General features: G+C 52.4%; 14 protein-coding genes. 3 read left to right on the forward strand and 11 right to left on the reverse strand.

What is annotated here, in order from left to right; genetic code table 11:
- The first annotated feature begins 281 nt into the window (after positions 1 to 281).
- Both ACMHXI_RS05585 and ACMHXI_RS05590 read left to right on the forward strand, forming a co-directional pair.
- A complete protein-coding gene (locus ACMHXI_RS05585; protein ID WP_413734252.1) occupies positions 282 to 1,346 on the forward strand; it encodes a DUF3080 family protein in 1,065 nt (354 codons plus the stop codon).
- 293 nt (positions 1,347 to 1,639) lie between these two features.
- Entirely contained in the window at positions 1,640 to 2,632 is a 993-nt protein-coding gene (locus tag ACMHXI_RS05590) for a hypothetical protein (protein ID WP_129978485.1), read from the forward strand.
- 123 nt (positions 2,633 to 2,755) lie between these two features.
- Here the strand turns inward: ACMHXI_RS05590 and ACMHXI_RS05595 are convergent, their stop codons facing one another.
- The 3 genes from ACMHXI_RS05595 to ACMHXI_RS05605 all read right to left on the reverse strand — a co-directional run bounded on the left by ACMHXI_RS05595 (position 2,756) and on the right by ACMHXI_RS05605 (position 6,706).
- Positions 2,756 to 4,636: a S8 family serine peptidase gene (locus ACMHXI_RS05595; RefSeq protein WP_071238187.1), complete on the reverse strand. Its 1,881-nt coding sequence runs from the start codon at positions 4,634 to 4,636 to the stop codon at positions 2,756 to 2,758.
- A 416-nt stretch (positions 4,637 to 5,052) separates the two neighbouring features.
- Entirely contained in the window at positions 5,053 to 5,742 is a 690-nt protein-coding gene (locus tag ACMHXI_RS05600) for an SDR family oxidoreductase (protein ID WP_054744399.1), read from the reverse strand.
- A gap of 94 nt (positions 5,743 to 5,836) precedes the next feature.
- Positions 5,837 to 6,706: a CLCA_X family protein gene (locus tag ACMHXI_RS05605; protein ID WP_144133616.1), complete on the reverse strand. Its 870-nt coding sequence runs from the start codon at positions 6,704 to 6,706 to the stop codon at positions 5,837 to 5,839.
- 929 nt (positions 6,707 to 7,635) lie between these two features.
- Here ACMHXI_RS05605 and ACMHXI_RS05610 point away from each other — a divergent pair.
- Positions 7,636 to 7,842 carry a hypothetical protein gene (locus tag ACMHXI_RS05610; RefSeq protein ID WP_413734255.1) on the forward strand — a complete coding sequence of 69 codons (207 nt, stop codon included), beginning with the start codon at positions 7,636 to 7,638 and terminating at the stop codon, positions 7,840 to 7,842.
- Here the strand turns inward: ACMHXI_RS05610 and ACMHXI_RS05615 are convergent.
- The 8 genes from ACMHXI_RS05615 to ACMHXI_RS05650 form a co-directional block, all read right to left on the reverse strand.
- Positions 7,828 to 16,836, reverse strand: coding sequence for an LPD38 domain-containing protein (locus ACMHXI_RS05615; protein ID WP_413734257.1), 9,009 nt, complete (start codon positions 16,834 to 16,836; stop codon positions 7,828 to 7,830). The genes ACMHXI_RS05610 and ACMHXI_RS05615 overlap by 15 nt on opposite strands.
- A gap of 62 nt (positions 16,837 to 16,898) precedes the next feature.
- A complete protein-coding gene (locus ACMHXI_RS05620; protein WP_413734259.1) occupies positions 16,899 to 17,723 on the reverse strand; it encodes a hypothetical protein in 825 nt (274 codons plus the stop codon).
- Position 17,724: 1 nt separating this feature from the next.
- On the reverse strand, positions 17,725 to 18,246 hold the full coding sequence (locus ACMHXI_RS05625) for a hypothetical protein (RefSeq protein WP_045282808.1): 522 nt from the start codon (positions 18,244 to 18,246) through the stop codon (positions 17,725 to 17,727).
- Positions 18,247 to 18,249: 3 nt separating this feature from the next.
- Positions 18,250 to 18,519 (reverse strand): hypothetical protein, encoded by a 270-nt coding sequence (locus ACMHXI_RS05630; protein WP_342203246.1) that lies wholly within the window; start codon positions 18,517 to 18,519, stop codon positions 18,250 to 18,252.
- The gene (locus ACMHXI_RS05635) at positions 18,480 to 19,013 is read right to left on the reverse strand and encodes a hypothetical protein (protein WP_413734261.1); all 534 of its coding nucleotides are present in this window, start codon (positions 19,011 to 19,013) and stop codon (positions 18,480 to 18,482) included. Before ACMHXI_RS05635 ends, ACMHXI_RS05630 begins: the two co-directional genes overlap by 40 nt.
- 249 nt (positions 19,014 to 19,262) lie before the next feature.
- Positions 19,263 to 19,724: a GNAT family N-acetyltransferase gene (locus ACMHXI_RS05640; RefSeq protein ID WP_045282811.1), complete on the reverse strand. Its 462-nt coding sequence runs from the start codon at positions 19,722 to 19,724 to the stop codon at positions 19,263 to 19,265.
- Between the two features lie 2 nt (positions 19,725 to 19,726).
- On the reverse strand, positions 19,727 to 21,082 hold the full coding sequence (locus ACMHXI_RS05645; RefSeq protein WP_413734263.1) for a hypothetical protein: 1,356 nt from the start codon (positions 21,080 to 21,082) through the stop codon (positions 19,727 to 19,729).
- Positions 21,083 to 21,194: 112 nt separating this feature from the next.
- On the reverse strand, positions 21,195 to 22,532 hold the full coding sequence (locus tag ACMHXI_RS05650; RefSeq protein WP_413734265.1) for a hypothetical protein: 1,338 nt from the start codon (positions 22,530 to 22,532) through the stop codon (positions 21,195 to 21,197).

Here is a 22,532-nt window from a genome sequence, read left to right on the forward strand (position 1 = left end):
GGAAGGTCAATAAAAAGCGAGCAATCATTGTAGCAAATTTGCACAGAAAGATCTTGATGAAAAAGCCAACGACGCTTTACACAAGATTGAACGGCGCTCAAAAACAACTGATAGCAGCAAGCACAACTCTGCACGAGTCTGCGTAACGCTACGTTGTATTAGTTACGACAGCTTGGCAGGGCTTAGCCTCTTGGATCACAATTTATAAAACTTATGGTCGAGTAACTGTATGAGAACATTACTTGCGCCGGGCTCAATCCCTTTTCCCAATAAGGCTTGCCATGACACCTTTTCCTTCAACAGTCTATCGTAGCCTTGCTGCAGTGCTGATACTGCTCACCCTACCCGCATGTCGGGATAATACCGAATCGCTATGGCAAGATTACAGCGCAAGGCTTGAGAGAGTCACAGCACAAAACTTTATCGCTCCGGACTATCGACCTGAAGTCGACCAAAACCTGAATGCAGCAAATAGACCTGAAGCTTTGGAAGCCAGACTGCCACTGCTGGAAAGCCTTGGCTTAATGCATTGCAGGCTCGGGGAGTTAATTGCCGCACATAACTCCAGCCTTGGCAGAGTCGCAGAGCCCAGCGAGCTGCTTAAGTATCAGCTTGCCTTTATTCAAGCCGCGCCGATTTGTCTTATAGACGCCAGGCTAGAAAGTCAGACCAAACAGTTGCTGACAGAAGCCCTATTGCAAAAGCAACAAGATGCGCTGGACTGGTTCAATTGGATGCTTCTGCAAGACAGGGCATTGGACAAACTGCTGTTTATCGGCACTGAGTCTCTGTCCAGCGAATCCCCGCTTGCCGGTCTAATCGAAACAGAATTAGCACTGGCCGCCCTGGTGAAACTCAAAACGGACATAATGAAAGCACAAGTTGGGCAACTTTCCTGGCAAGCACTGGACACCCAGACTCTTGATGCGGCACTGGCTGAATTGGCGCGCAGTCGGATTATTGCCCGCAATATGCGCAGTCAGGCGGTCAGCCTGCTCTGGCTTTCGAGCCTCAACGATTGGTTGGAGCCTCGGCTCGATGGCCTGCTGTGCCGCCCAGGCCATAACAATCAGCGTCAGGAGATATTGCAGCGAATATTGGTAAAAAACTTCATCGGGCAAATACAACGGCAACTTAGCCAGAGTCGCCACATTCAACGCCGTTTGGGCGATTTGCTGCAGCAACTCTATCAGGGAACCGCGGTGGAGAGTCGTGTCGCGTACTTCTTTGCCGAAACCGCTAACAAAGACAGCTTAAATATCCGGCTCGACAAGGAACTCAAACGCCACGTGAATTGGTGGCAAAAGCTAAGCGACTCCTGTAGCGGAACTGCACCTGGAGCATAATCCATTGTGATGCCGCAGGCTCTGGCAGCTTGCTCCCCTATTGTCTTCTGCCACTATTTACCGACTCAGCCCTTGTATATCAATGGATAAGCATGTTGCCAGCAGGTTATCTTTTGGTGACAATAAGCCCATATTTCAAATCAATAATTCATCGGGTTTCAATGGGAACAGCCGAACTCATCCGGCATGCAATCCTGCAGCCGTATCATAAGATCTCAACCTCTCTTCAGAGGTTTCGCACAGGTATAAGTCAACGGCTCGCCAAGCTGAGCACGGCCCAAAAGCTCTACCTGTTGGCGCTATTCAGTCTGCCGTTTTATGAACAACACCCTTCGTTGACAACCCTGCTCACAGTCAGCGCGTTGGTTATTGAGTTCTGGCCGTTATTCAACAAACTGTGGCACTCTTTGGCAGGCAAGGCGGTCATTTTGCTGTTTTATGCCACCATAGCCAACTTTTCGCTGGCCAGTAGCGGTGCCATAGTCAATGAAGTCACCGGCGTCTCGGCAGCGCATTTCAACTATACCCATAACTTCGCCCTGTTACTGGAGCTTCCGGTTTGGATGGTGATCACCAGCAGTATTGCCCTGTTGCTGCTGCAGATGTTACTGCCCATCTACCTGGTAGGACTGCTGCTGCTCAAGCTGGTGGGGCTTATCGGCTTCAAGTGGCAGCCCAAGTACGCCTATCCTGTGAGCACAACCTTTCTCAGGCTCATGTTATCGTTTTTAATCCTGCATCATCTGATGCTGCTGGTCGATATGGAGCGTTTCATGGAGAGCCGCTTCAGAGTCGATGACAAGGGCGTCAGCTTCTCCTTTAATGGTCAGTTTAAGCCAAACGAGGATAAAGCAAATGCAAACCTCCCCCCTTTGCATGTCCCGGACACCGCCCAAGGAAAAGATGTCTTAAGCGCTGAGCAAGAGACAAACAAGCTGAATACTGAACGCCAGGATCCAGCAGGACAGAAATCACAAGCGCAAGAAACGGAAAATAACGCAACAAAAGCGGAAGATGATGCTTTGGTATACGCCCGTTTCACCGCCGCCTACAGGCACAAAGTCAGGCAGCTTGTGGCCGACTTCGCTTTTGGCATGGAAGCCGATGGCCGCAGTCGTTGCCAGATGTCTGCCAATGCGACCGGCGTTGAACTCAATGATTACGAGCTGTTGCAGATCTTGCCCGACGCCGGCGAGCTTTATGGCTATCGTTTTGAGGTTATTCCCTGTGTCTCGGCTGCATTTCCGCGAACTCTGGGGAGGCCTTCTTCACTGCCGAGCGATTAATCCTGGTATGCAAATCCAGTCTCTGAAGTGGATGATCTTTTAAGTGGATGTTCTCTATATGTGAATGAGTACCATAGCGTCAGTAAAAAAGCCGCCTGAAGGCGGCTTTTTATCCTTTTATAGTCAGAAGCTTGCCAAGAGTTGCATGCCCGAGAAGGCGGAGTATCCGCGGATCATCACATGATAGGTCGCCGCCTGGGTGACTTGAAAGCTGCAGCTTTCACTGTTGCCATTCTTGTACGGACGGCAATCATACACAGACGTAGAAGGTGCAGCCCCGGCGCGAACATAGAGATCGGCGTCACCACTGCCGCCGCTGGTAGCAATATTCAGGCTAACACCCGCCGGAACCTGGACAGTGAAATGCTGCTCTGAACCCGCACTGCCACTCAAGTTGCTCTTCGGCACGCCATTTTCCAGACAATCGCTGCCACAACCACCGCCGGCGCTGTGTGTTGCCGTTAATGTGGCGCCGCTGTAGGCACTGTAACCCTGCAGCATCACGTACCAGCGCCCTTCTGCCGGCGAGCTGAAGCTGCAGCTCTCATTGTTGCCACTCTTGTAGGGGCGGCATTGGTAGCTGTTTAACGTGGGTTTGCTGCCTTGGCTGACATAGAGATCGGCATCACCACTGCCGCCAGCCAGATCTATGTTCAAGTCGGCAGCGCCCGCAGGGACATCGATATAGAAATAGTTGGATGAACCCTGGACACCGCTGACACTGATCCCCACGCCGTTATCCAATGGAGTATCATCCGATGGACAATCATTGCCACAACCGCCGTCATCGCCTGCCAGAGAATAGAGCAGCTTGTTGGGTGAACCTGTCTTGGCATCGCCCACTTTGCCGGATGAGGCGCGGCTTACCAGCAAGTTAGTCAGCTGAGTCGGGCTCAAGGCTGGGTTTTCCGCCAGATAAAGTGCCGCCACCCCGGCAACATGGGGGGATGCCATGGAAGTACCACTAATGGTATTAGTTGCGCTGTTGGAGTTGTACCAGGCAGAGGTGATTGACGAACCCGGAGCATAGATGTCCAGACAGGTGCCGTAGTTGGAGAAACTTGAGCGACTGTCGGTGCTGGTGGTAGAACCCACAGTCACCGCATTGGCGGCCCGCGCCGGTGAATAGTTACAGGCATTACTGTTGTCATTGCCTGCTGCCACAACAAAGCTTATCCCGGCCGCTACGGCCGCATTTACCGCATCATCCAGCGCCTGGGAGGCGCCGCCGCCCAAACTCATGTTGGCAACCGAAGGCCCTTGGGCGTTGTTTTTCACCCAGTTGATCCCGGAAATCACTCCGGAGTTGGTACCTGAGCCCGAGCAGTTAAGTACCCTGACCCCAACAATATTGACATTCTTGGCAACTCCGTAAGTGCTGCCGCCTATAGTCCCGGCAACATGGGTACCATGACCGTTACAGTCACTGCTGTCGTTATCGTTATCGATAAAGTCATAGCCACTGCTGGCACGGCCGCCAAACTCATTGTGAGTGTTACGTACACCTGTGTCTATGACAAAGGCGGTGACGCCGGAGCCGTCATAGTCGTAATGGTAGTTACTGTTGAGCGGCAGATCCCGCTGATCTATCCGGTCAAGCCCCCAGGTAGCTCCGCCTTGATCGCCGGCGGCTTCCACCATGGGTTCAATGGACACCCTTTGATCCTGCTCAACATATTTGATGTTGGGATCTTTAAGCAGACTCTGGATCTGAGCCCCATTAGCCTTGACCAATACCCCGTTGAGGCTGTTGCCAAAGTTTTGTCTGACTTCAATGCCGTGTTCGTTGGCGAGCCTTGCGCCCATACTGCTGGCGTAGGCGCTGACACCATTCGGGTCATTAAGGTTGATAACCGCCGGGGTATTGAACACTACTATGTACTGATCTTTGATGGCTTTGGCAGGATTGACCGCATGTAACTGGGCTTGATAGTCCTGTGCCAGAACGAGCGGGCTGCTCAGGGCTGCAGCAACTGCAATCGCAATGAAATGTTTCCTTTGCATAATGATTTCCTTGGTTATTATGATTTTGCCTCGAGGGCCGTTTTAACCTAGGACATTTTTTAAGCAGCATCTAAATTGCAGCGTTGCACTGTGCCGGAAACCGATATTGCAAATGTAACAACAACGTTACATTACCCAGCCTAAAGTAGCAGAAAGATCCGCCAAAAGTATAACCGATACAAAACGGGGGCCTGTATCGACAAAGGAACAGGTTATGCGAATAAAATCAATTATTTTACTCTATTACTTGACCAGAAAACCACCCAGCGCTAACACTTTTGGGCCGGATGAATTGCAAGCTATCAACCCAAAGTATGATTTTAAACTCAGACTTAGCTTCTCGCCCTTTTTCCTCTTGCCTTTCAGCAAATTACCGGCCAAGCGCAAAATAAGCGCCATAGATAAAAAGGATCTGGTTACCAGGGTATACTGTTGCCGCAGTAATCATAAAATCCGCCACTTTGTGCCTGGCTGAGGTTATCCAGCAGTTGTTTCATACCGGCCGCCGAGGTATCTACATCAATAAGCGCATTGGGGCCGCCCATGCTGGTTTGCACCCAACCGGGATGCAAGGCTACCGCTTTGACACCGACATTGGCCAAATCTAAGGCAAGACTCTTGGTGATCGAGTTGAGCGCGGCCTTGGATGAACGATACAGATAACCACCACCACTCTGGTTGTCGGCCATACTACCGACCTTGGATGAGATATTGGCTATGATGCCTTTTGCTTGGATAAGATGAGGCAGGAAAGCTTCAGCAAGCTTACAAGGCGCTATGCTGTTTACTTCAAACACTGTGCGCCATTCATCCACAGGCAATTGTCCTAACTGCAAACCTTTGGGGCCATAATAGCCTGCATTGTTGAGCAGCAGATCCAGGCCCCGTCCCTCAAGCTCTGCAGCCAGATCAGCCACCGCCTCATAGTCGGTCACATCCAGAGCAAACACCTCCAGCCCCTGAAATTCGTTGACCAGATCCAGCAGTTCGTCGGCCGTTTCCGGATCGCGACAACAGGCCAATACGTCCCAACCGGCGGCAAGATAGACTTGGGTCAACGCCAATCCTATGCCGCGGTTGGCACCGGTTATCAATAGTTGTGGCATAGGGTTAATCTCCTTTTACTTGAGAATTTCGGGCTTTAGGTTGTCGTCACTCATTAGCTAAATGACGCTAACGATCGAGCTTATCATAAGCCAGTTAACTTCCGTTTGGCTTCTTGTTACTTTCGCGATGACTCTGGCGGATAAGCGCTTCACCGAGCATGCCAAAGTAATTTGCCAGCGCGTTGAGAATCGCTTTTCTATGAGCCTCATCAGGATAGGCCCCTGAATCATTGAGCTGTGAGAAAGTCGTACCCGACACCAGATATTGGTTCCGTATATCGGTAAAAGACTCGATAGCGGCTTCAAAGGCCCGGGCCATCAACTCCGTAGGGAGCGAAAAATAGCGCCTGCCATAATATTTATCCAAGGCAATGGCCCGGCGCACATAGTCACTCGGCTCAAGGCCATCCGGGCTTATAAGCACGGTTTGATAAAGGAATGCCAAATGACGGTTGAGTGGATGGGGTCTAAGCTCAACATCTTTAAGATAAAGGTCACTGCCAAAACCAATAGCACTGCCAACGCTAAACGCCAAACCGGAATCGTTGCAGCAGGCTAGCTGGTCGACACTTGAATGAATGCCAAAGGCTGCTTTGGCAATATAGTGATCAAAGGCGTGCCAAAACTCATGGGCCAAGGCGCCGGCACCGGCATTTTTCGCCAGCGCCAATATCCTTTCATGGGGGGCGTAGTGCGCCTGGACACCTTTCTGACCGCCTAGACCAAAGTCCAGATTCAGGGTTTGCCTTAGTCCAATGGCGTCCGGCGGCAACTTGAGTATAAAAGCCAGGTCCGCCAGAGAATCAAATATCAGATTGGCAGCCAGCCGCGATTCTTCAGCGCTGACCCACTTGCCTACCCGCACATTGGCAAAGCCGAACTGTTGCTTGATATCGAGAAAACTGACCTGCTCGTCGAAACGATAATCCGGTCCTTCGCGCAAATAGTGGCGGCTTGTCAGCAAAACTCTTGGCTCCCAATCGATTTCAAACAAAACGAGTGTATACCCGAGGAACGTAAATGTCCCATCATGCTTGAAATCATTGGCTATATCGTTTTTGGAACGACTCAGAGATAAATAGCAAACGGCAGAATGGCAACGCTATGGAAATGTAGCAAGAGAAAGCATCTGGGTTTGGACACAAAAAAGGCTCCTCGAGGGAGCCTTTTTTGCACCATTTAGAATGGTACCCGAGGACGGACTTGAACCGTCACGCTGTTACCAGCGAGGGATTTTAAATCACTCGCTCAACTGAGAAATATCAAGCAATTGCGACCTTTTTTCAGAATATGATTTGCGTATTTCTGCTAATTTTGGCCTTGTTTTTACTGATATTTTAAAATCATATTCTGAATGATTTTTGCAGCTTGCATTCACCGATCATGGTGTTAGGATTCAAGCCGCTGACTTGTTCAGCAAAGGTACCTTGTAAGCAATCCCAATACGCAAGCAGGTGCTTATTAAAAGTTTGACTGAGGGAAAGACCTCTGACAGCTGGAAAGACAGCACACATCGATTCAACCTTTCGAGACGCGCCCCCCACAGGGCGCTCGTTGTGGGACGGTAGAAAGGTTTATTCAATGTGTAACCCTGGCGAGAGCCACAAAGGGGGTAAACTCCCCCGTCAGCGAGTAATTGGCCTAGACGATGGCGGGTTTCACAGCAAACCGGGTGGCGCGGTTAATCGGCCTGATGTTCACGGAATAAAGAGGCGGCTCCGTGAATGTCGATCCCGCCTAGAGCCCAAACCGTGAAAGCGGGTACAAGCTCCAAGCAGGCTGGAAGGTCTGCACCAATTCACACGCTGCTAACCATCTGAGGCCTTGCCTCCCTCCTGCCGGGTTCGCCCGGCATTTTTTTTGAGCTAAACTAAACCTATGCACATACTCGGAATGCTGGTACTTATCATCGTTGGGTTGGCTGTTGGGGAAAATCTCAACTGGCTGGCGGGGCTTTTGCTGATCTGCGCTGGGTTGTATGTCGGCGGGATAGCTGGCGGCGTAAAGTGGCGCCACCGGCAGGAAAGTTTTTGGGCCTTCCTTGGCCTCGCTTCACTTGTTGTTATTTTTTTGTTTGGCTGTACCTCACCACTCAATTAAGTTCAGCCCCACATACGCGGCCTGATAGGCGGCGTTCTTCTGACGGGTGATCTCGTCAAGCCGCTGGCGCTTCTCTGCCGGGCTCATGCTTGAGTTATTAACCTGCTCCATTTGCTTATTCAGCGCCGATACCTGGCGATTAACCCGGCCAAGCGCCAAGCGCACGGCCAGCTTGTCGCGGTTATCCTCAAGGATCTGCTGAGCCCTTCCGTTGTCCCCTTCCTCTACGGCGCGCTTATAGCTGCCGTATGCCTGCTGCGCGGCCTCGAGCGCATCGTAAAATTCCTGCTGGAACTTGGTGTTGCCCTTGGGCGCATCGCCACCGTAAAAGGCTTTGATCACCGGATAGCGGCTGATCGGGGTTTCCGCTTTCTCGCGGCCAAGCATCTGGCGTGCCAGTATGTCGGCAGCGCCCAGCACATAGCCGCCAAGGGTGCCGGTGTAGCCCACAATCAAGTGCTCAATCTTCTTGGGGCTCACGTTCAGGGCCTGGCCCAGCTCGCGGGCCACATCGCTGGTATTGGCGTTGTAGCGGTCACCGGGCTGGCGGTTCTGGTCTGCCATGCCTTCAATGGGCGAGCCCTTAAAGAAGGAGCGGTTAACCAAAACTTCGACTGCCGGCAGCGCAAACTGAGGTAGCGGGTTCAGCGCCAACGTGTTGAATACGGCGTTACCAACAGCGCGGGCTGTGTCGTCGCCGCCATGGGTGCCGGTGCCCAGGTGCAACATGCGCTCAGGCAGGGTGCCAAACACAATGCCCAGCTCGAACGGCTTGGGGATCCTGAAATGGTCGTCACCAATCCAGAAGTGCCAGTTTGCGTCCTTGTCCCAGTCTGGCAGCTCCTGATAACGCTCGTCGTCGTCATTCATGGCGGCCAGTGCCAGCGAGAACGCGGCCACTTTCATGCCCTTCATAGCCAGGTTGGCGCTAAGCACTTTCAGCACCTTGTCGTTTTCACCGGCAGCAGCTGCGCGCCCGAGCTTATACAGGCCCTGCAGTCGCGCATTGAAGAACGGGAGAAAGTCAATCATGGTGGAGATCAGCGCAAAATTGCCCTTGAGGCTGTAGTCCATCAGGTCCTTGGCTTCAAATGCCGCCTGCCGCTTGCTCTTGCCAGCGTTCATGCCTGCCTTGAATGTGCTCAGGCGGTTGGCGTTTTCCACCTTGTCGGATATCGCTCGGTACTTCTCGAGCAGCTGGCCGCCGTTGGTAACCAGCGATCCCATATAGCTTTCAATCTCGGACTTGCCAAGGCCCTTCTTGGCCAGCGCCCGGCGTATCTGCTGGGCTGCGGCTTCGGGATCCGCGCCGTGGACGTAGCCGCCTTGGAACGCGGCGCCGGAGAAAATCAAATCCCGGTATGCCTCGTCCTCGGCAAAGGCGTCTTTCAGGCCCTTGATTGAGTCGGCGCCCAGCCTGAACCCATCCTTGTTAACCATCCATGCCTGGGCAGCATCACGGACAAAGTTTTTAAAGATGAAGTCGGGCGATAAGGTGATCCCCGTGGTGAGGAAACGCTTAAAGCTGCGGCCCATCTTGTTGAACATGCTTGAGCTGCCAATGTCGTTAACGGCAATCAGCGAGCGCAGCAGTGCCGGGTCACTCACGGCGTAGGCCTCAGCCTGGCCGTTTCGCATCACCTTAACGCGCTGAATGCTGTTCAGCTCGCGCTGGCTCAGCTTGGCAAACTCTGGGCTATCTACCTTAGTCATAAAGTCGGTGCCGGTAAGATTGTCGGTCACTTCCATCATTGCCTTATTCTTGAGTGCGGCATCGAGCATTGTTGACTGGCGGAGAATGATGTTTTCAAGCAGGTCTTTGGTGGACTGTTTGCCGCCCTTCAGCTCTTTAATTTTGGCGTTTTGCCCTGCAATGCCTTTTTTGCTGTACGGCGCCACTACCATAGAGTGAATATCCTGCATTTCAGGATCAACATCCTGCTCGCGGAAGAACGGCACATAATACTGCTCGTCAAACCCGGCACGCTGCTCGGCGCTGATAAGCCCGGCGCCCTGGGCCACATCGAGCACAGCACTGTTAATGGCGTTGTACTCACTTCGGACCTGCTCGAATAGTGCTTCCTTGCCATCGGCCAGCGCCAGCAGCTCGTCAATATCGGCTTGGCTTAGGTTGTTCTCGCGGCCCTCTGCTTTAAGTTGTTTGGCGCGGTTGGCGCCCATCCATGCCAGCCAATTGTTGAGCTCGCCGTCAGGCAACTGGCCAAGCACCTCCAAGAGGCCCTTGGTGCCTTCCTTGCGCTGAATGATGCCATCGCGCCACTCTGGGGCCCCGTAGTGAAAAACACCGTGCAGAACGTCAGCCAAGCCTGAAGCCAAGCGCGCAGATACATATCCCATCTTGTTGGGGTCGGTAATGCCTGCGGCTTCTTCTGCCTGCTTGATGCCGTGGAGTCCGTCGAAGATCCCCTCTTTCAGGCGGTTCCAAAACTTTGAGTCTTTAAGGTTGCCGGCAGTCTCCCGATACTTGGCCTTGATCCGCTCGCTAACGCTTTCCTCTGCCTGTTCCTCGAGGCCGAGCTTTTGTTTGGCGGTGCGGCCATCTTCTTCCATTGCCATGCTGAAACGAATGTCAGGGTTTTCGGGATCAAACTGACCGTTGTTGCCGTTGGCTGATTTGATTTGGGTTGGCTCGAAAGCGACGATTTCTTTCGTGCCGTTGGGGGTTTCATAAATAACCCCGTCATAACCTTGGGACATCAAGGTGTCGCGCATTTGCTGCGAATACAGAACGTCAGCGATTGCCATTTCTTCAATGGTTTGCGGTTCAGGTATTGCAGGCAAATCGCGCAAGTTGTTTGTTACCAGTGGTTTTTTTAGCGAGACATAAACAGGCATTACATTCGGTGACTCGCCCCGCCTTGCATATTGGCTTGCGTAATTGGGATCTGTGGAAAAGTAGAAGCCTTTGCCAAGCATCCCAGTGTCAGTACCGCTACCAGCCTTGTCTAGTGAGAACGTAGAGAAGTCAGCGCCAGTGCCGTGATAAACCACCAGCGGATCGCCGTTCTCATCCACCACCTTGGAGTCACCAAACCAGCGCTTAAACGCTGGAGTGTCTGTGATGCTGCCTGCTTTGCTGTAGCGAATATCAGCAGGGCTCTTGCCGCTGCGCTCAAGAACAGCGCTTGCCCTGTCCATTCGCTGCTTGCGCTTATCAAAGCCGCGCACAATGGCCTTTACCATATCTTCCATTTCATTGCGGGCGTGGTTCTTACGCAGAATACCCAAGCCCTCAAACTGACGGCGAAGCCACCGCTTCAACTCAAACCACCAAGCTTTAAGGCTGCCGCGCTCTGGTTGGTTCTGGACAAAGTTGGCAAAGACTTCTTCAGCCTTAACAGATTCAGATGCGCCCTTATAGTCCTTGTCTATGCGAGCCCAAAGGTCTTTAAGCTCGGCGCGTGCCCGGGTGCTGGTGAGTTTTTTGACAAATTCCTGATACTTGGCTTGGCCAATTACTGTATGCAGCCCGCCGTGGGCCAGCACTTCATGCACAAGAGTAGAACGAAGGTCATCAATACTGGCGAAGTTATCGAGTATCAAATAGGCAGAATTGCGGCGATCATCATACGCACCGTAAATAGTCTGACCTTGCTGCGCCATGGCTGGCACGTTGAATCGTTCCAAAAATTCTTCTTGGCTGGTGAATAAGTTAACTCTGATGCCAGCAGCGCCTGAAAGGCGTTTCATTACGTCATCAACGGCGCGCTGGGCATCGGCCTGACTAAACTTGCGACTGCCACGGTTTACGCCCCGGGAGTTCTTGTTGAACAGCTCAATATTGCCGCCTTCAGTTGGCCTGCTGTCAATGGTTTCAAATAGGGTTTGGAACGCAGCATTAATGCCGGCCGCTTCTTCATTGGTTGGGTATGGGTACGGCTTGGCCTCCAGTCCGACCTCAGCCAGTGCGCCTTGCACCTTGTTCCATTCGGCCTCATCTATGATGTTCGCCAGATAGTCGTTGCTCATTCCCTTGCGGCCAAGCTCATCGATAATAAAGCGCTCAAAGCTTCGTGCCAGCATTTCAGTATTTTCTGACCAATAAGCCTTTGAGCGTGTGGAGTCTAGCCCCAGCGCTCGCTTGAGCATCCCCGAGTCTTTGCCGATGGCTTTCATCAGTCCCTTGAACGCATTTACTACAGGCTCACGCACTGGGTCGTTGTGCTGACCGTAGGCATTGTCGCTGATGAAGTCACCGCCACGGCGATCACGGTTGAAGTAATTATCCAGCGCATGCATCCATTCGTGTGCCAATGAACCGGCACCAGCCTTCTTGGTCAAGTTAATGACCAGTTTGCCTGGCTCATAGTGAGCCTTGGCCGGATTAACGCCACCTGAGCCACGGGCACCAAACGCCATACCCAAGCGCCCATTGAGTGACAAGGCCTTGAGCGGGATATCAATGGCATCGGCCAAATCAGCCAGTGCGTCATAGGCCTCGTTCAAATCTTTTTGACGCTTGCCCTGTTCTACCCAGTTGCCGAACTCCACGCCACGGAATCCGAAGGTTTCAGCAAACACCGCTGGGGTCACATTGGCTGAGTAGCGCTTTGGTCCTACTCGGCCGCGGTTTTCGGCGCGGCGCTCTGATGGGATCTTCTTCATCTGCTGTAGACGCTGTTCAACCTCATCGCGATTTGCTTCAAGGTAGGCGCGCGCCTCTTTGGTGCCGGGGAATGTCTTGATCCTCAACACTCCAGTGGACGACTCCCAACCAAGGAACGATTCTTTGGTATGGCGATCAACGTAGACTGATACCTTGGAATACTTCTTGGTGTCGCCAGCCGTGCCCGATGATTTGGCGTCGGCAGCCAGCAACTCAGCCAGCCTGCCCTGCACCACCTCGAGGGATTCATCTGCGGTGCTGTAGATTGATTTTCCGTCAAACTCTACCAGGTGCATGGTTTTGGGCTTATCAAACTGCACGCCGTTGAACATAGAGAAATTGCCCCCGCCAATCATGTATCTGGCGGCGCGCTTAAAGTTTGCTGGTGACGACTTGGCGATAACAGGCAGGGTGCGGCGGATCTCGTAGGCATTGACGCGACTGGAGATCAGGCGTTCATTTATCATTGAGTCAATGGCTTGGTCGGCCGTCTTTTCTCCGGATATGGCAGACAGAGCGATTTCCTTCAGCTTGTTAACTGAAGCAGTCCAACCGGCAAGCCGGCGCTTATCTCTTGGCTTGGTTCCGGTTACGCCTCGAAGCATGGCCGCCAGCGCCGCTGCTTCAGGTGTAACGCCTTCGCCGATCAGCTTTTGGTAGTCAGGTTCAGGCCATGATTTTGACAAAGGCTGTGACTCGGTTGTCCCGGTATCTTCAAGGGCTTTTATCGTAGCCTGCCAAGTGTCTTTTTTGGCGCCGCCAATCTTCTCGCCAAAGTCGGTTATTGGTTCGGCTTTCTCAGATTCGCCTTGCGTCTTGGCAGCCTCATCCTTTGATGGCGCTGCATCATAGACGGCTTCGTCTGTAAAGATGGTGTTGGGATTTGGCTTGGCTGTTACTGCTTCTGGCTCTGTTCTACCAGCTGCTTGAACGCTGTCCGTCTGGCCTTCACCGCCTCGGGGGAGTTTTGGCGGATTAGCGCCGAATAAATCCGCGCCGGGTCGTGGGGCTTGTTGCTGGGTTTGCTGTTGCTGTTTGACATACGCTATCGCCTGCTGTGGGCTAAGCGGTTCGGTGTCGAACATGCTGCCCTGATTGATATTGGCATTGATAAGCGAGGTGATCACCCCGTCAAGCAATGCGGTGATCTTCTTGCCACTGCGGATATTAGCATCAATCGCGGCGGCCATGGTATCCACTTCTGAGGCGACGTAACCGCTCATCATGTCGCCCTGACTGGCGAGCTCTGCCAGCGCCTTGCCTTCCCGTCGTGCTTTCATCACCAGCGCCGTGGCATCGCCAAGGATGTTGCTGACTTCGGTCCATACGTCCTGATTGACGCCGCGCAGCCTGGCCATTTTACCGGCCACATTGGCCAGCGAATTGAGCACGTTCTTTTGCTCGGTGCTGGTAGACTCGGCCACCAGTTCAAGCAGGGTATCGTTATCGTAACCTTTGGCAAAAATGGCCCGCTCTACGCGGTCGGCAAAATCCTTGTTAAAGCCGCCATCTGCAGTTAGATAACGGGCCAACTCCTGCTGATTCATGCCACGGGTAAAGGCTTGCACAAACTGGCGATTCGAGCCTGACAGCACGTTGCCGTCATCCGGCACGCTCAGCATATCTAGCATGTCATCTGTTACCGCCTCGGCATCTGCCTTGGCTGCCTCCATGGGGGAGAGTTCCAGCGATGCCGACTTATTGCTGTCCACCGTAAAGGCGCGGATCTCGTCCTCGGTGAGGTCTGTCAGGCGCTGACGCACCAGCACCGGCGACTTCATGGCGCGGATCTGCTCAGGGGTAAAGCCAAACTGCTCAGCATTATCAATCAGGTACTGACGATAGTTTTCAGCGCGGCCCCTGGCATAGGCTTCTTTAAGTCCGATGCTGCGGCCGTTGCCTGACTCCACCACGTTGCCAGACACAATAGGCGCGCCCCGGTCAGACTCGGCGCTGTCTGCCAGGCGGGCCGGATTGGGTTCATAGGCAATGGCGGCAATCTGCAGCTGCGAGCTTGCGCGGCTGCGGTCCCGTGGCTGGCGGCTGGCTGGATAGCGCGGATCCACCTTGCCGGCAAAATCGTTGGATGCGATAAGCTCATCTGATTCAATGAGTTGGTATTCAGTTTCTATCTCTTTATTGCTTGGCGTAAAAACCTTGGCTATTTTGCCTGTGGCTTTTGGTGTAACTTTAGATTTTGCGGTATTACCAGTAACTAGGTTATAAAGATCTTGCTCAAGTTGATCAACTTTATCCATATCCCCTGTTTTTCTGCTAAATTCAATCTCAGCAACAAGGTCTACAGCTTTTTTAATATTTTCTTTTGTACCTTTGTATGGTGTGTTTTCACTTGAAATATTGCCAGTTCCAGCCTGAACAATCTCATTAGCTTCAACAAACTCGCCTATCTGATTAAGTATCTGATTCCCGCGATACACACCACCATAGCCGCTAGAAATAGTTAAATCTCGCGAGTTTTCATCTGAATCTTTGATAGTGTAAGAACCGTCCTTATTGGATGTCATCTCCACATCTATCCCATACTTTTCGTCGCGACCTGTTCTTACTTTTTGCTGCTCAACATTTCCAATTGGCTCATGAGCTGCATTAGGCTTTTTTACATCGCTAGCCACCTGCCAGCCCCAGCCTTTGCCAAACTTAACCGCTTCGATTTCATTGCCAGCGCGCTTGGCTTGCCTGGCCCCCTTGCTAGCAAGCGCCTCTTTGCGACTAGCAAAGGCCTTACCACTGGCTTTGACGTTAACGCCAGTTTCATCACCGGCAAAGACAATGCCCTTGTCCTCAATGGCCAGTGGCCTGGCGGCGTTCTCCCGGGTGATTTCGTCGGCAAACTGCTGGCGCTGCTGCGCTGGCCTGCCGTCATCGGCAAATATGGTCGATGACTTGCCGACAAGGTTGCCAGGCTGCGCAGCCATTGCTTCGCGGGTGCGCTCGGCGTTTAAGGTTTCACTGTCAATAGCAGGGTTGGCCAGCAAGCCGGTAACGATTGGACGCGCCTGTGTTTCCGGCGGCAGCCATTCACCTTCACGGCGGTTATCGGCAAGGCTTTGCGCTTGTTCAATAGCATCGCTCAAGCGGCTGCGCTGAAAGTCAGAGCCTGGCACAGTTGGAAAGCTTCGGCCTTTCATCGCATTATCTCTTGCGATAACTTCGTCTCCAAAGCGGCCAGCATCCATGGTGCCACCCATGCCAGCCTGACGCGCTGCCGCAGGTTGGTCGTAGTCTATAGCAGGTGATGCAGGCGTCTGTGTGGCTGCTATTTCGGCCATATCAATCTGCCTCGCAACACTTTCGCCAGCGAGTGAATCCATTGCGCTAGCTAACCCTGGGCTGTCCTCCCTTATTGGATCCGCTGCATCATTTTTAACTCCCGGCTTTGGTTTTCTATTCAGAAGCCCACCACCAAAGCCAGCGACTCCACCAACACCGGCCCCAAGAACCCCTTCATTCAGTGCGGCAAGTTTTACATTTGCAGTTGGATCCCTGTTATCCAGCTTTGAGACTGCACTATCAACGGCATACTGGCTTGTGCCAGCCTGCGCAGCTTCAGTGGCGCCTTCGGTAAAGGCTCCGGCCAGCGCCGAGCGGAACGCTCCAGACTTAGCCAACCTTATCCCTGTCAACGCTTTACCAAGGATCGGATCTCCTATGGCTGAGGCCGCAAAGTTAGCCAGCAGTGTTTTCGGATCGGCTCTGACCTCTTTTGCTACCTGTTCAGCAACTTCTGACTTAGCAGCATTCCACTTGGCCAGATCATCAAGTTCAGGGCTTTGCTGATCCAGCTCGATAAATTTCCTCTGAAAAATGTCGGAATCGGCTAACACTTGATCCGGTATGTTCATCACCTCTTGGCGTGCCTGATTCATTGCCTGGCCGGTAGCCGAAGACCCGCCAGTTAGGCCCATACCTGCTACCTGTGCGGCCTTTGCCCCTTTGGCTCCCAGACTTAAAGCTTTGGTTGCGGCGCCAGCCATACCGGCACCAGGTATCATGGTTGGCGCCAACTGTCCGGCCATGTTGGCCATATTGAGGATCCATGAATCCAGATCTGTCATGCCTTCACCAAGCGCGACCTCTCCCAATTCATTGAATTCAAACATGGGCTTGCTCATAGCTTCTCGCCCACGGTCAGACAGCTGGCCGAATTGGTCGTCTGATATGCCATACAGTGACTTGGCTATGCCGTCAGCACCAAAGAAATCGAAGATCCCACCAAGACCAGAAGCAGCACCGGCCTGAAACATATCGACAGAATCGGCAAACCGGCCTTGCTGTTGACTGGTTTGGCTTTGCTGGGTTGGCGACTGGGTACGATACTGGTTTGGATCAAAGTTGAGTAACGACATGGGGAATCTCCGAACACAAAAAACCCGGCGCTGAGGCCGGGTTCAGAATGATGATGGTCTGCTTATTTGTTCAGTTGTTGCAGAAGGCCTGAGCCTATCAATGGGGTGCTGTAATCTGGTTGTTCTGGCAATGACATTGCTTCAGTCTTGGAGTAATGCTGATTCAAAGGCCCCCTTACTCGGTTCGTCATTTGCTCAGATCGTTGCAGCATTGTGCCGGCATCATCACCATAAGCGCCATTGCCAAAAAGAACGCTCGGCTGATTCTTTTCCCTTACCTTGCTTGCCCAGCCTGAAACATTGAAAGGCTGTGGTGCTGGGGTCGGCTCAGGTGTCGGCGGGGATACTGTAGCTTGTGACAAGGCGGGTTGTTCGCTGCCATCCAGATACATCCCAAATCCGTACTGGTTGGCTTCAGATTCCGTAAGACCTGACCGGGTAACCATGTTCTTTGCGTCACTCAGATAACTGGTATTCAACGCTGACATTGCAGCTTGATACCCTGCTGCGTCGGTGATCTGCTTCGTCATTGGGTCAGTGAACATTTCCCGGATCTGCCTTTCCTTGTCAGCCTTCATGCTGTCGAGCCGGTCAAGGCTTTTACTCAGCATGGTCACGGCCTGGCGGGATTCAGCACGAAGCTCTCTGCTATCAGCTCTTGCGTCCATACGTTCTTGACGTTCAACCGTATCTTTATAGCGTTGCTCATCCCTGGCCTCTCTCCGCGCATACCTGGCATCCTCAATCGCCCATCGTTTTTCCATGCTGGCCTGGCGCATCCGCTCAAAGTCCTCTGCTTGCAGCATCCGGGCATACTGAGCCAAGCCAGCACCTATCGCTTGCCCGGCTCCTTCCAACCCTTTACCGATCCCCATCAATAGTGACATATCAGACCTCCGGCATTGGTGTTTTAGGCTTACGGTTCAATAGGCCTGTAGTTTGTTGTTTCGGCACGATGCCCAGGGCCTCACCTTCCTTGGTGGCTTCCTCAACTGATTGCTTGAGCTCGTTCACATCGAGCTCGCCCATTGCTTCCTTAGCGCTTATATACGCTGAATAAGCGTTGCTGGCCGCTGCATCAATGAACTCGTCATTAACCTCATCCTCAGCCAAGGCTCCGGCGTCGACCGCCAAGGCTGTGAGCTCCATCAGTATTTCCATCGCAAGAATCAGTTTGATGTCGTCGCTGTATTGCAACTGACGGCCGACAGCAATCAACACGGTCGCAGTGGCATTGCCAATCCCTCTGGCAACGTCCTGATCTTCTCTTACCATGGCCGCAATCTTATCCCCGGTTTCACCTTCTCCGTGGATAATGACCTGGGAGATCTTCATCGCCTCAGAAAGCTGAGCTTCTTCCTCTTTGGTAAGATCCTCGCCTTCTGGCTCTTTGATTTGTTTGAGGTCCATTGCTTATCCCACCCTGTCGGTTAAGTCATCAAGGGTTTGCGGCTGCCAGGGTTGCTGCTCATACGTACCTGCTTGAGGTATAGAGGCCATTGGCGAAAGGTTAATATTCTTCAGCAAGCCACCGATATTCAGATCAGCAGCATTGCCTTCACCATCAACACCCCAGTAAGTCATCCGCTTCCGAGCTTCCTCCGCTTCCTTCTCTGCAGCCCGGCCTTGAACAGCACCACCTATCAACTGTGTACCGGCGTTGATACCTGTACTCCAGAGCATGGCCTCACCTGCAGATAGTCCACCAAGTAACCCGCTGCCTGTTGCCGCGCCACCAGCAGCCCCTGCTGCACCGGCCGCCCCTGCACCTCCAGCCACGGCAGTACCAGTAACACCAGTGGAAGCGGCTCCGCCCATCGCATTGATAACGGCAGTTTCACCGGCTGCCAAAGCTCCTGCACCGCCGGCCGCGCCTCCGGCAGCTCCGCCTGCAACGCCCCCGGCCACACCAGTAGCAGCACCACCAGTAGCCCCTCCAGCGACGCCTCCTGCTCCAGAGCCCCAAATTCCGGCACCGATATTACTTGTCGCTGTTGCTGCTCCAGTTCCAGCACCTGCGGCACCAGTGGCCGCCGTTGAAGCAGCGGTATTTGCTGCAGCGCTCGCGGCAGCAGAACCAGCAGCTGCAGCAGCGCCACCCGCGGCACCTGTCCACCCACCGGCAATGGCAGAACCTGCCCCGGCCAAGTTTCCTGACATAAGCGCGGATCCTGCACCTTGCACACCGCCCCAGGCAGAAGCGATACCACCTGCAGCCGTACCGCCGGCACTCATGGCCCCAATAAGGGCCGCACCTCCGAAATAGATAAGGACGGCCGCGGCCACCACTTTGAATATTGGACTCGATTCAATTTTGTTGCGAATCTTGGCTGTTTTCTTGTGAACCCATTTGAATACAGGATCAAGTGTTCCAGTAATTTTATGGGCAAACTTTCTCAACTTCTTAAAAGCTTTGCCGACTGCACTCATGCTGCCTCCTGTGAAAAAATTAGACTGTAGAAACCACCGACTATGGTAAAACCATGGCGCTCATAGAGCTGACCGATACGGCCATCGGCATCCATTCCGCTACTCACTCCAAGCAGGATGCTTTTGACTTTTGGGAATGATTTGGCCCAGCGAATAAATCGCCTTAATAACCAAACCGCTTGATCTCCATGCTCTGGCAGAACGCAGAAAGTTAAGTCTGTTGCATAGCAGTCTTTGCTGAACCAGTGTTCCTCCATCATTCCCATGATGAAACCGACAACCTCGCCGTCGACCACTGCAACAAAAATCTCCATACTCCTGTCTGAAATACAGCGTCTCACCATGTACCTGGCTTTGTTGTCGTCAAGGGTGACAGGGTAAGTTGGAGACTTCTCAAGCGTTGCTTTGCCGATTGAGACAATGGCGTTCATGTCTGCGTGAGTCGCTGTTCTAATCATGGTTACCTCTGGAGTTGGTGAATCCAGTTATTGGAGCCAGGTGTACCGACAGGCTCAGACCATCCACCGCCGGATCCCCCTAGAAGCCCACCAGTGCTGCTACTTCCACCACCAAACGAACCTCCTGAACCACCTCCGGTACCGGCGCCAACTGTTCCACCCGGGTTACTGGTCGTTGGCGGTGGCACTCCGACGTCTGGCGCAGGGCCACTGTTGCCGCCAATGCCATAGATGGTGCCGATAATTGCTGTCTGAGACTTGAGCGAGTCGATGATGTTCTTAACCGCGGCTTGCTGCTGGGCCTGTGTCATGTTCGGATTGGTCATGGCCATACCAATAGCCTGAAGCGCTGCATTCACAGCCTGGCCAGTAGCATTGCCATACTCCATCTTGGTTTGCTGATCGAAGCCGCGCATTTGCATTTCCATCTGCGTACCAAGTTGAGCGGTTAACTCTTTCCAACGCTGGTCGTTTTGCAGTTGATTGAGCTCAACCTGGTATTGCTGAAGTATTGAATCCCTTTGAACCTGCAGAACGTGACTCGTTTCCATTTGCTTGAGCTGCAACTCCTGCTGCTTGTCCAGCGTCCCGAGCTGCTGGCGATACTTCAGGTCTTCAAGTTGTTGCTGGAATTCGCGATTGGCGTTGTTTTCACCTGTCTGCCATTCCATCTGATTATTCTGGAGCTGGTTGTTGGCGTCATACTGTTTATCGGCCATGGCAGCATCTTGCTGGTTTTTCTGGTTGAGCTGATCTTGCTGCGCCTGGGTTTGCCATTGCTGCGACTGAGCTTGGTTGTAGGTTTGGGCATCTTGCTGAGCTATCGGCAATGCCTTGTCTATCATGCTGGACAGTGCCAGCTCTGAACCGATTGAGCTAGATTGAAGTCCTCTGGATGCTGCGAGCCCATTTGCATTCGCAATGGCTTTTCGCATTATGTCGCTGTTTGGGTCCAGCAGGCCTGTAATCTGATTCTGGACAAGCGATTCTTCTCTTGGGTCGTATTGATACTGCTTGTCGCTGGTGACGCCTTCAAAGCCGTTTGACTGGTATTCCCGGGGCGTAAACTCGGTTTGAGGTGCAGGCTTAATCGGTACGTTGTAGTTGGCCGGCCGATTCCCCCCATCGGTAGGTCTTGGTGGAGATCCTGCAGCCGTAGTATGCATAGTGTTGCTGGCAGTGTAGGAGCCTGAAACAGGTTCAATGTTTGGCTTGTTTAGGGGCTGAGTATTCCCAAGCAGACCACCGGCTTTCGGCGCTGAACCACCGCTAACAGGATAAATGGGTTTGTTTTGACTGGATTCAGGCACAGGCAAAGCGCTCACCTGCCCGGTCTGGATAGGCTTAATTTGTTGCATGATTAATGCACCTCAGATTTTTAGGTTTGTGCTGGGGGAGTTAAAAAGGAGGAAGCTGCAACAAGCCGCAGTATGGGTAAATCTTAGTGATACTACATTCTATTGCAATCGGTTAATCAGGGTTAAAAGCCCAGTTCTGCGGCCGGTAGTCGCTTATGATGGCGTTATCCATTCCACTTGGAGAACCATCAGTATTGAGTATTGGTTGCAGCTCGCCAGGCAAACCTGTTTCCGGGTAGCTGTTATGGTCCATAGCCAGCTTTAGGCCTGACGCGTAAGTCGGTGTAACCACAGTCACAGCGCTTATGGAACCACGCAAGCAATTCATCATGCGGCCGCGCGTTCCACTCATGGCACCAATTTTGAGCGATGAGTATTCTGATGATTCATAATTAGGGCTCACCTTAACCCTATGAGAAATGTATCCACTTTGGCCGCTCGGTTTCACGCTGACCGTAAGATATGTGCCTGTTGGCTCTATCGTAACCTCGCTGAGCCAGTGCCCTGGTTGCAGTTGAAATGGTGCCAGAGACTCAAATACTCTGCCGCCATACAGCACGCGAACAACATTATGGCTTTGGCCTGTAAAGCTCACGGCCATCATTCCACCAGAATACCCTTCGACCTGGGCCATTTGATGCGACCAAAGCGCTATATCAGGCTTGTTCAACTCGACAGAATCAAGCTGGATACCGATGCTAAATTCGGTGTTCAGCTGCAGCATGTCTACCCTGAAGTCGATCACACTCTGATAGCCATTCAGAAAGTAACTCCAATTTCCAGGCTGCTCAGGCTGTGTCGGCGGCTGTGGTGTAGGTGGCTTGTATCCTGGAAGCAGCTCTCGATATGACACTTGCATTCGATAGTAAATACTCATATCGGCTTCTTTGATAAATACTGCATTTTCTGTTACTGGAGTTGCATACTCAATATTGTAACGATCTCGCTGAAGGCGATAGAAAATGCCACCTTCTCGAATATAAAACAGCATGTTATCGCTTCTGGCATTAGATGTATCCCAGCGAATATCAAACGTTGAAAACGGATAGCTGCCATCACCAAATTCAGTAATGGTATTTTGTTCTAAGATAGGATCAAACCAATATAAGTATAACTTATTGTGAATTGTCTCGTAGAAAACAATAGCCCTTCCGAGCTGGTCGAAAGTTGCAGACAGTAACTTAATGTCTGGAGCTGAAAAAATCACACTTTCTTCACCAAACTCTTCAGTGATATTGTCAAATCTTGACGCAACAACACTAACTCCTGTGTATCTAAACAACCACCAATTTTCTTTGATTGAGCCTTCACTTGTATTTAACGCAGTTGGGCCAATCTCTAGTTCATGAGGTTCAACAAGTGATACTGATGGCTTGCTAACTCCATAAGTCGCATAAGGCGCTAATGCTGGTGAGTCACCAATATTTAGCCACCCAGTTTCAGGAATCAT

This window comes from Shewanella sp. BJSY2023SW005, from assembly GCF_047314585.1.
GTDB lineage: Bacteria > Pseudomonadota > Gammaproteobacteria > Enterobacterales > Shewanellaceae > Shewanella > Shewanella algae.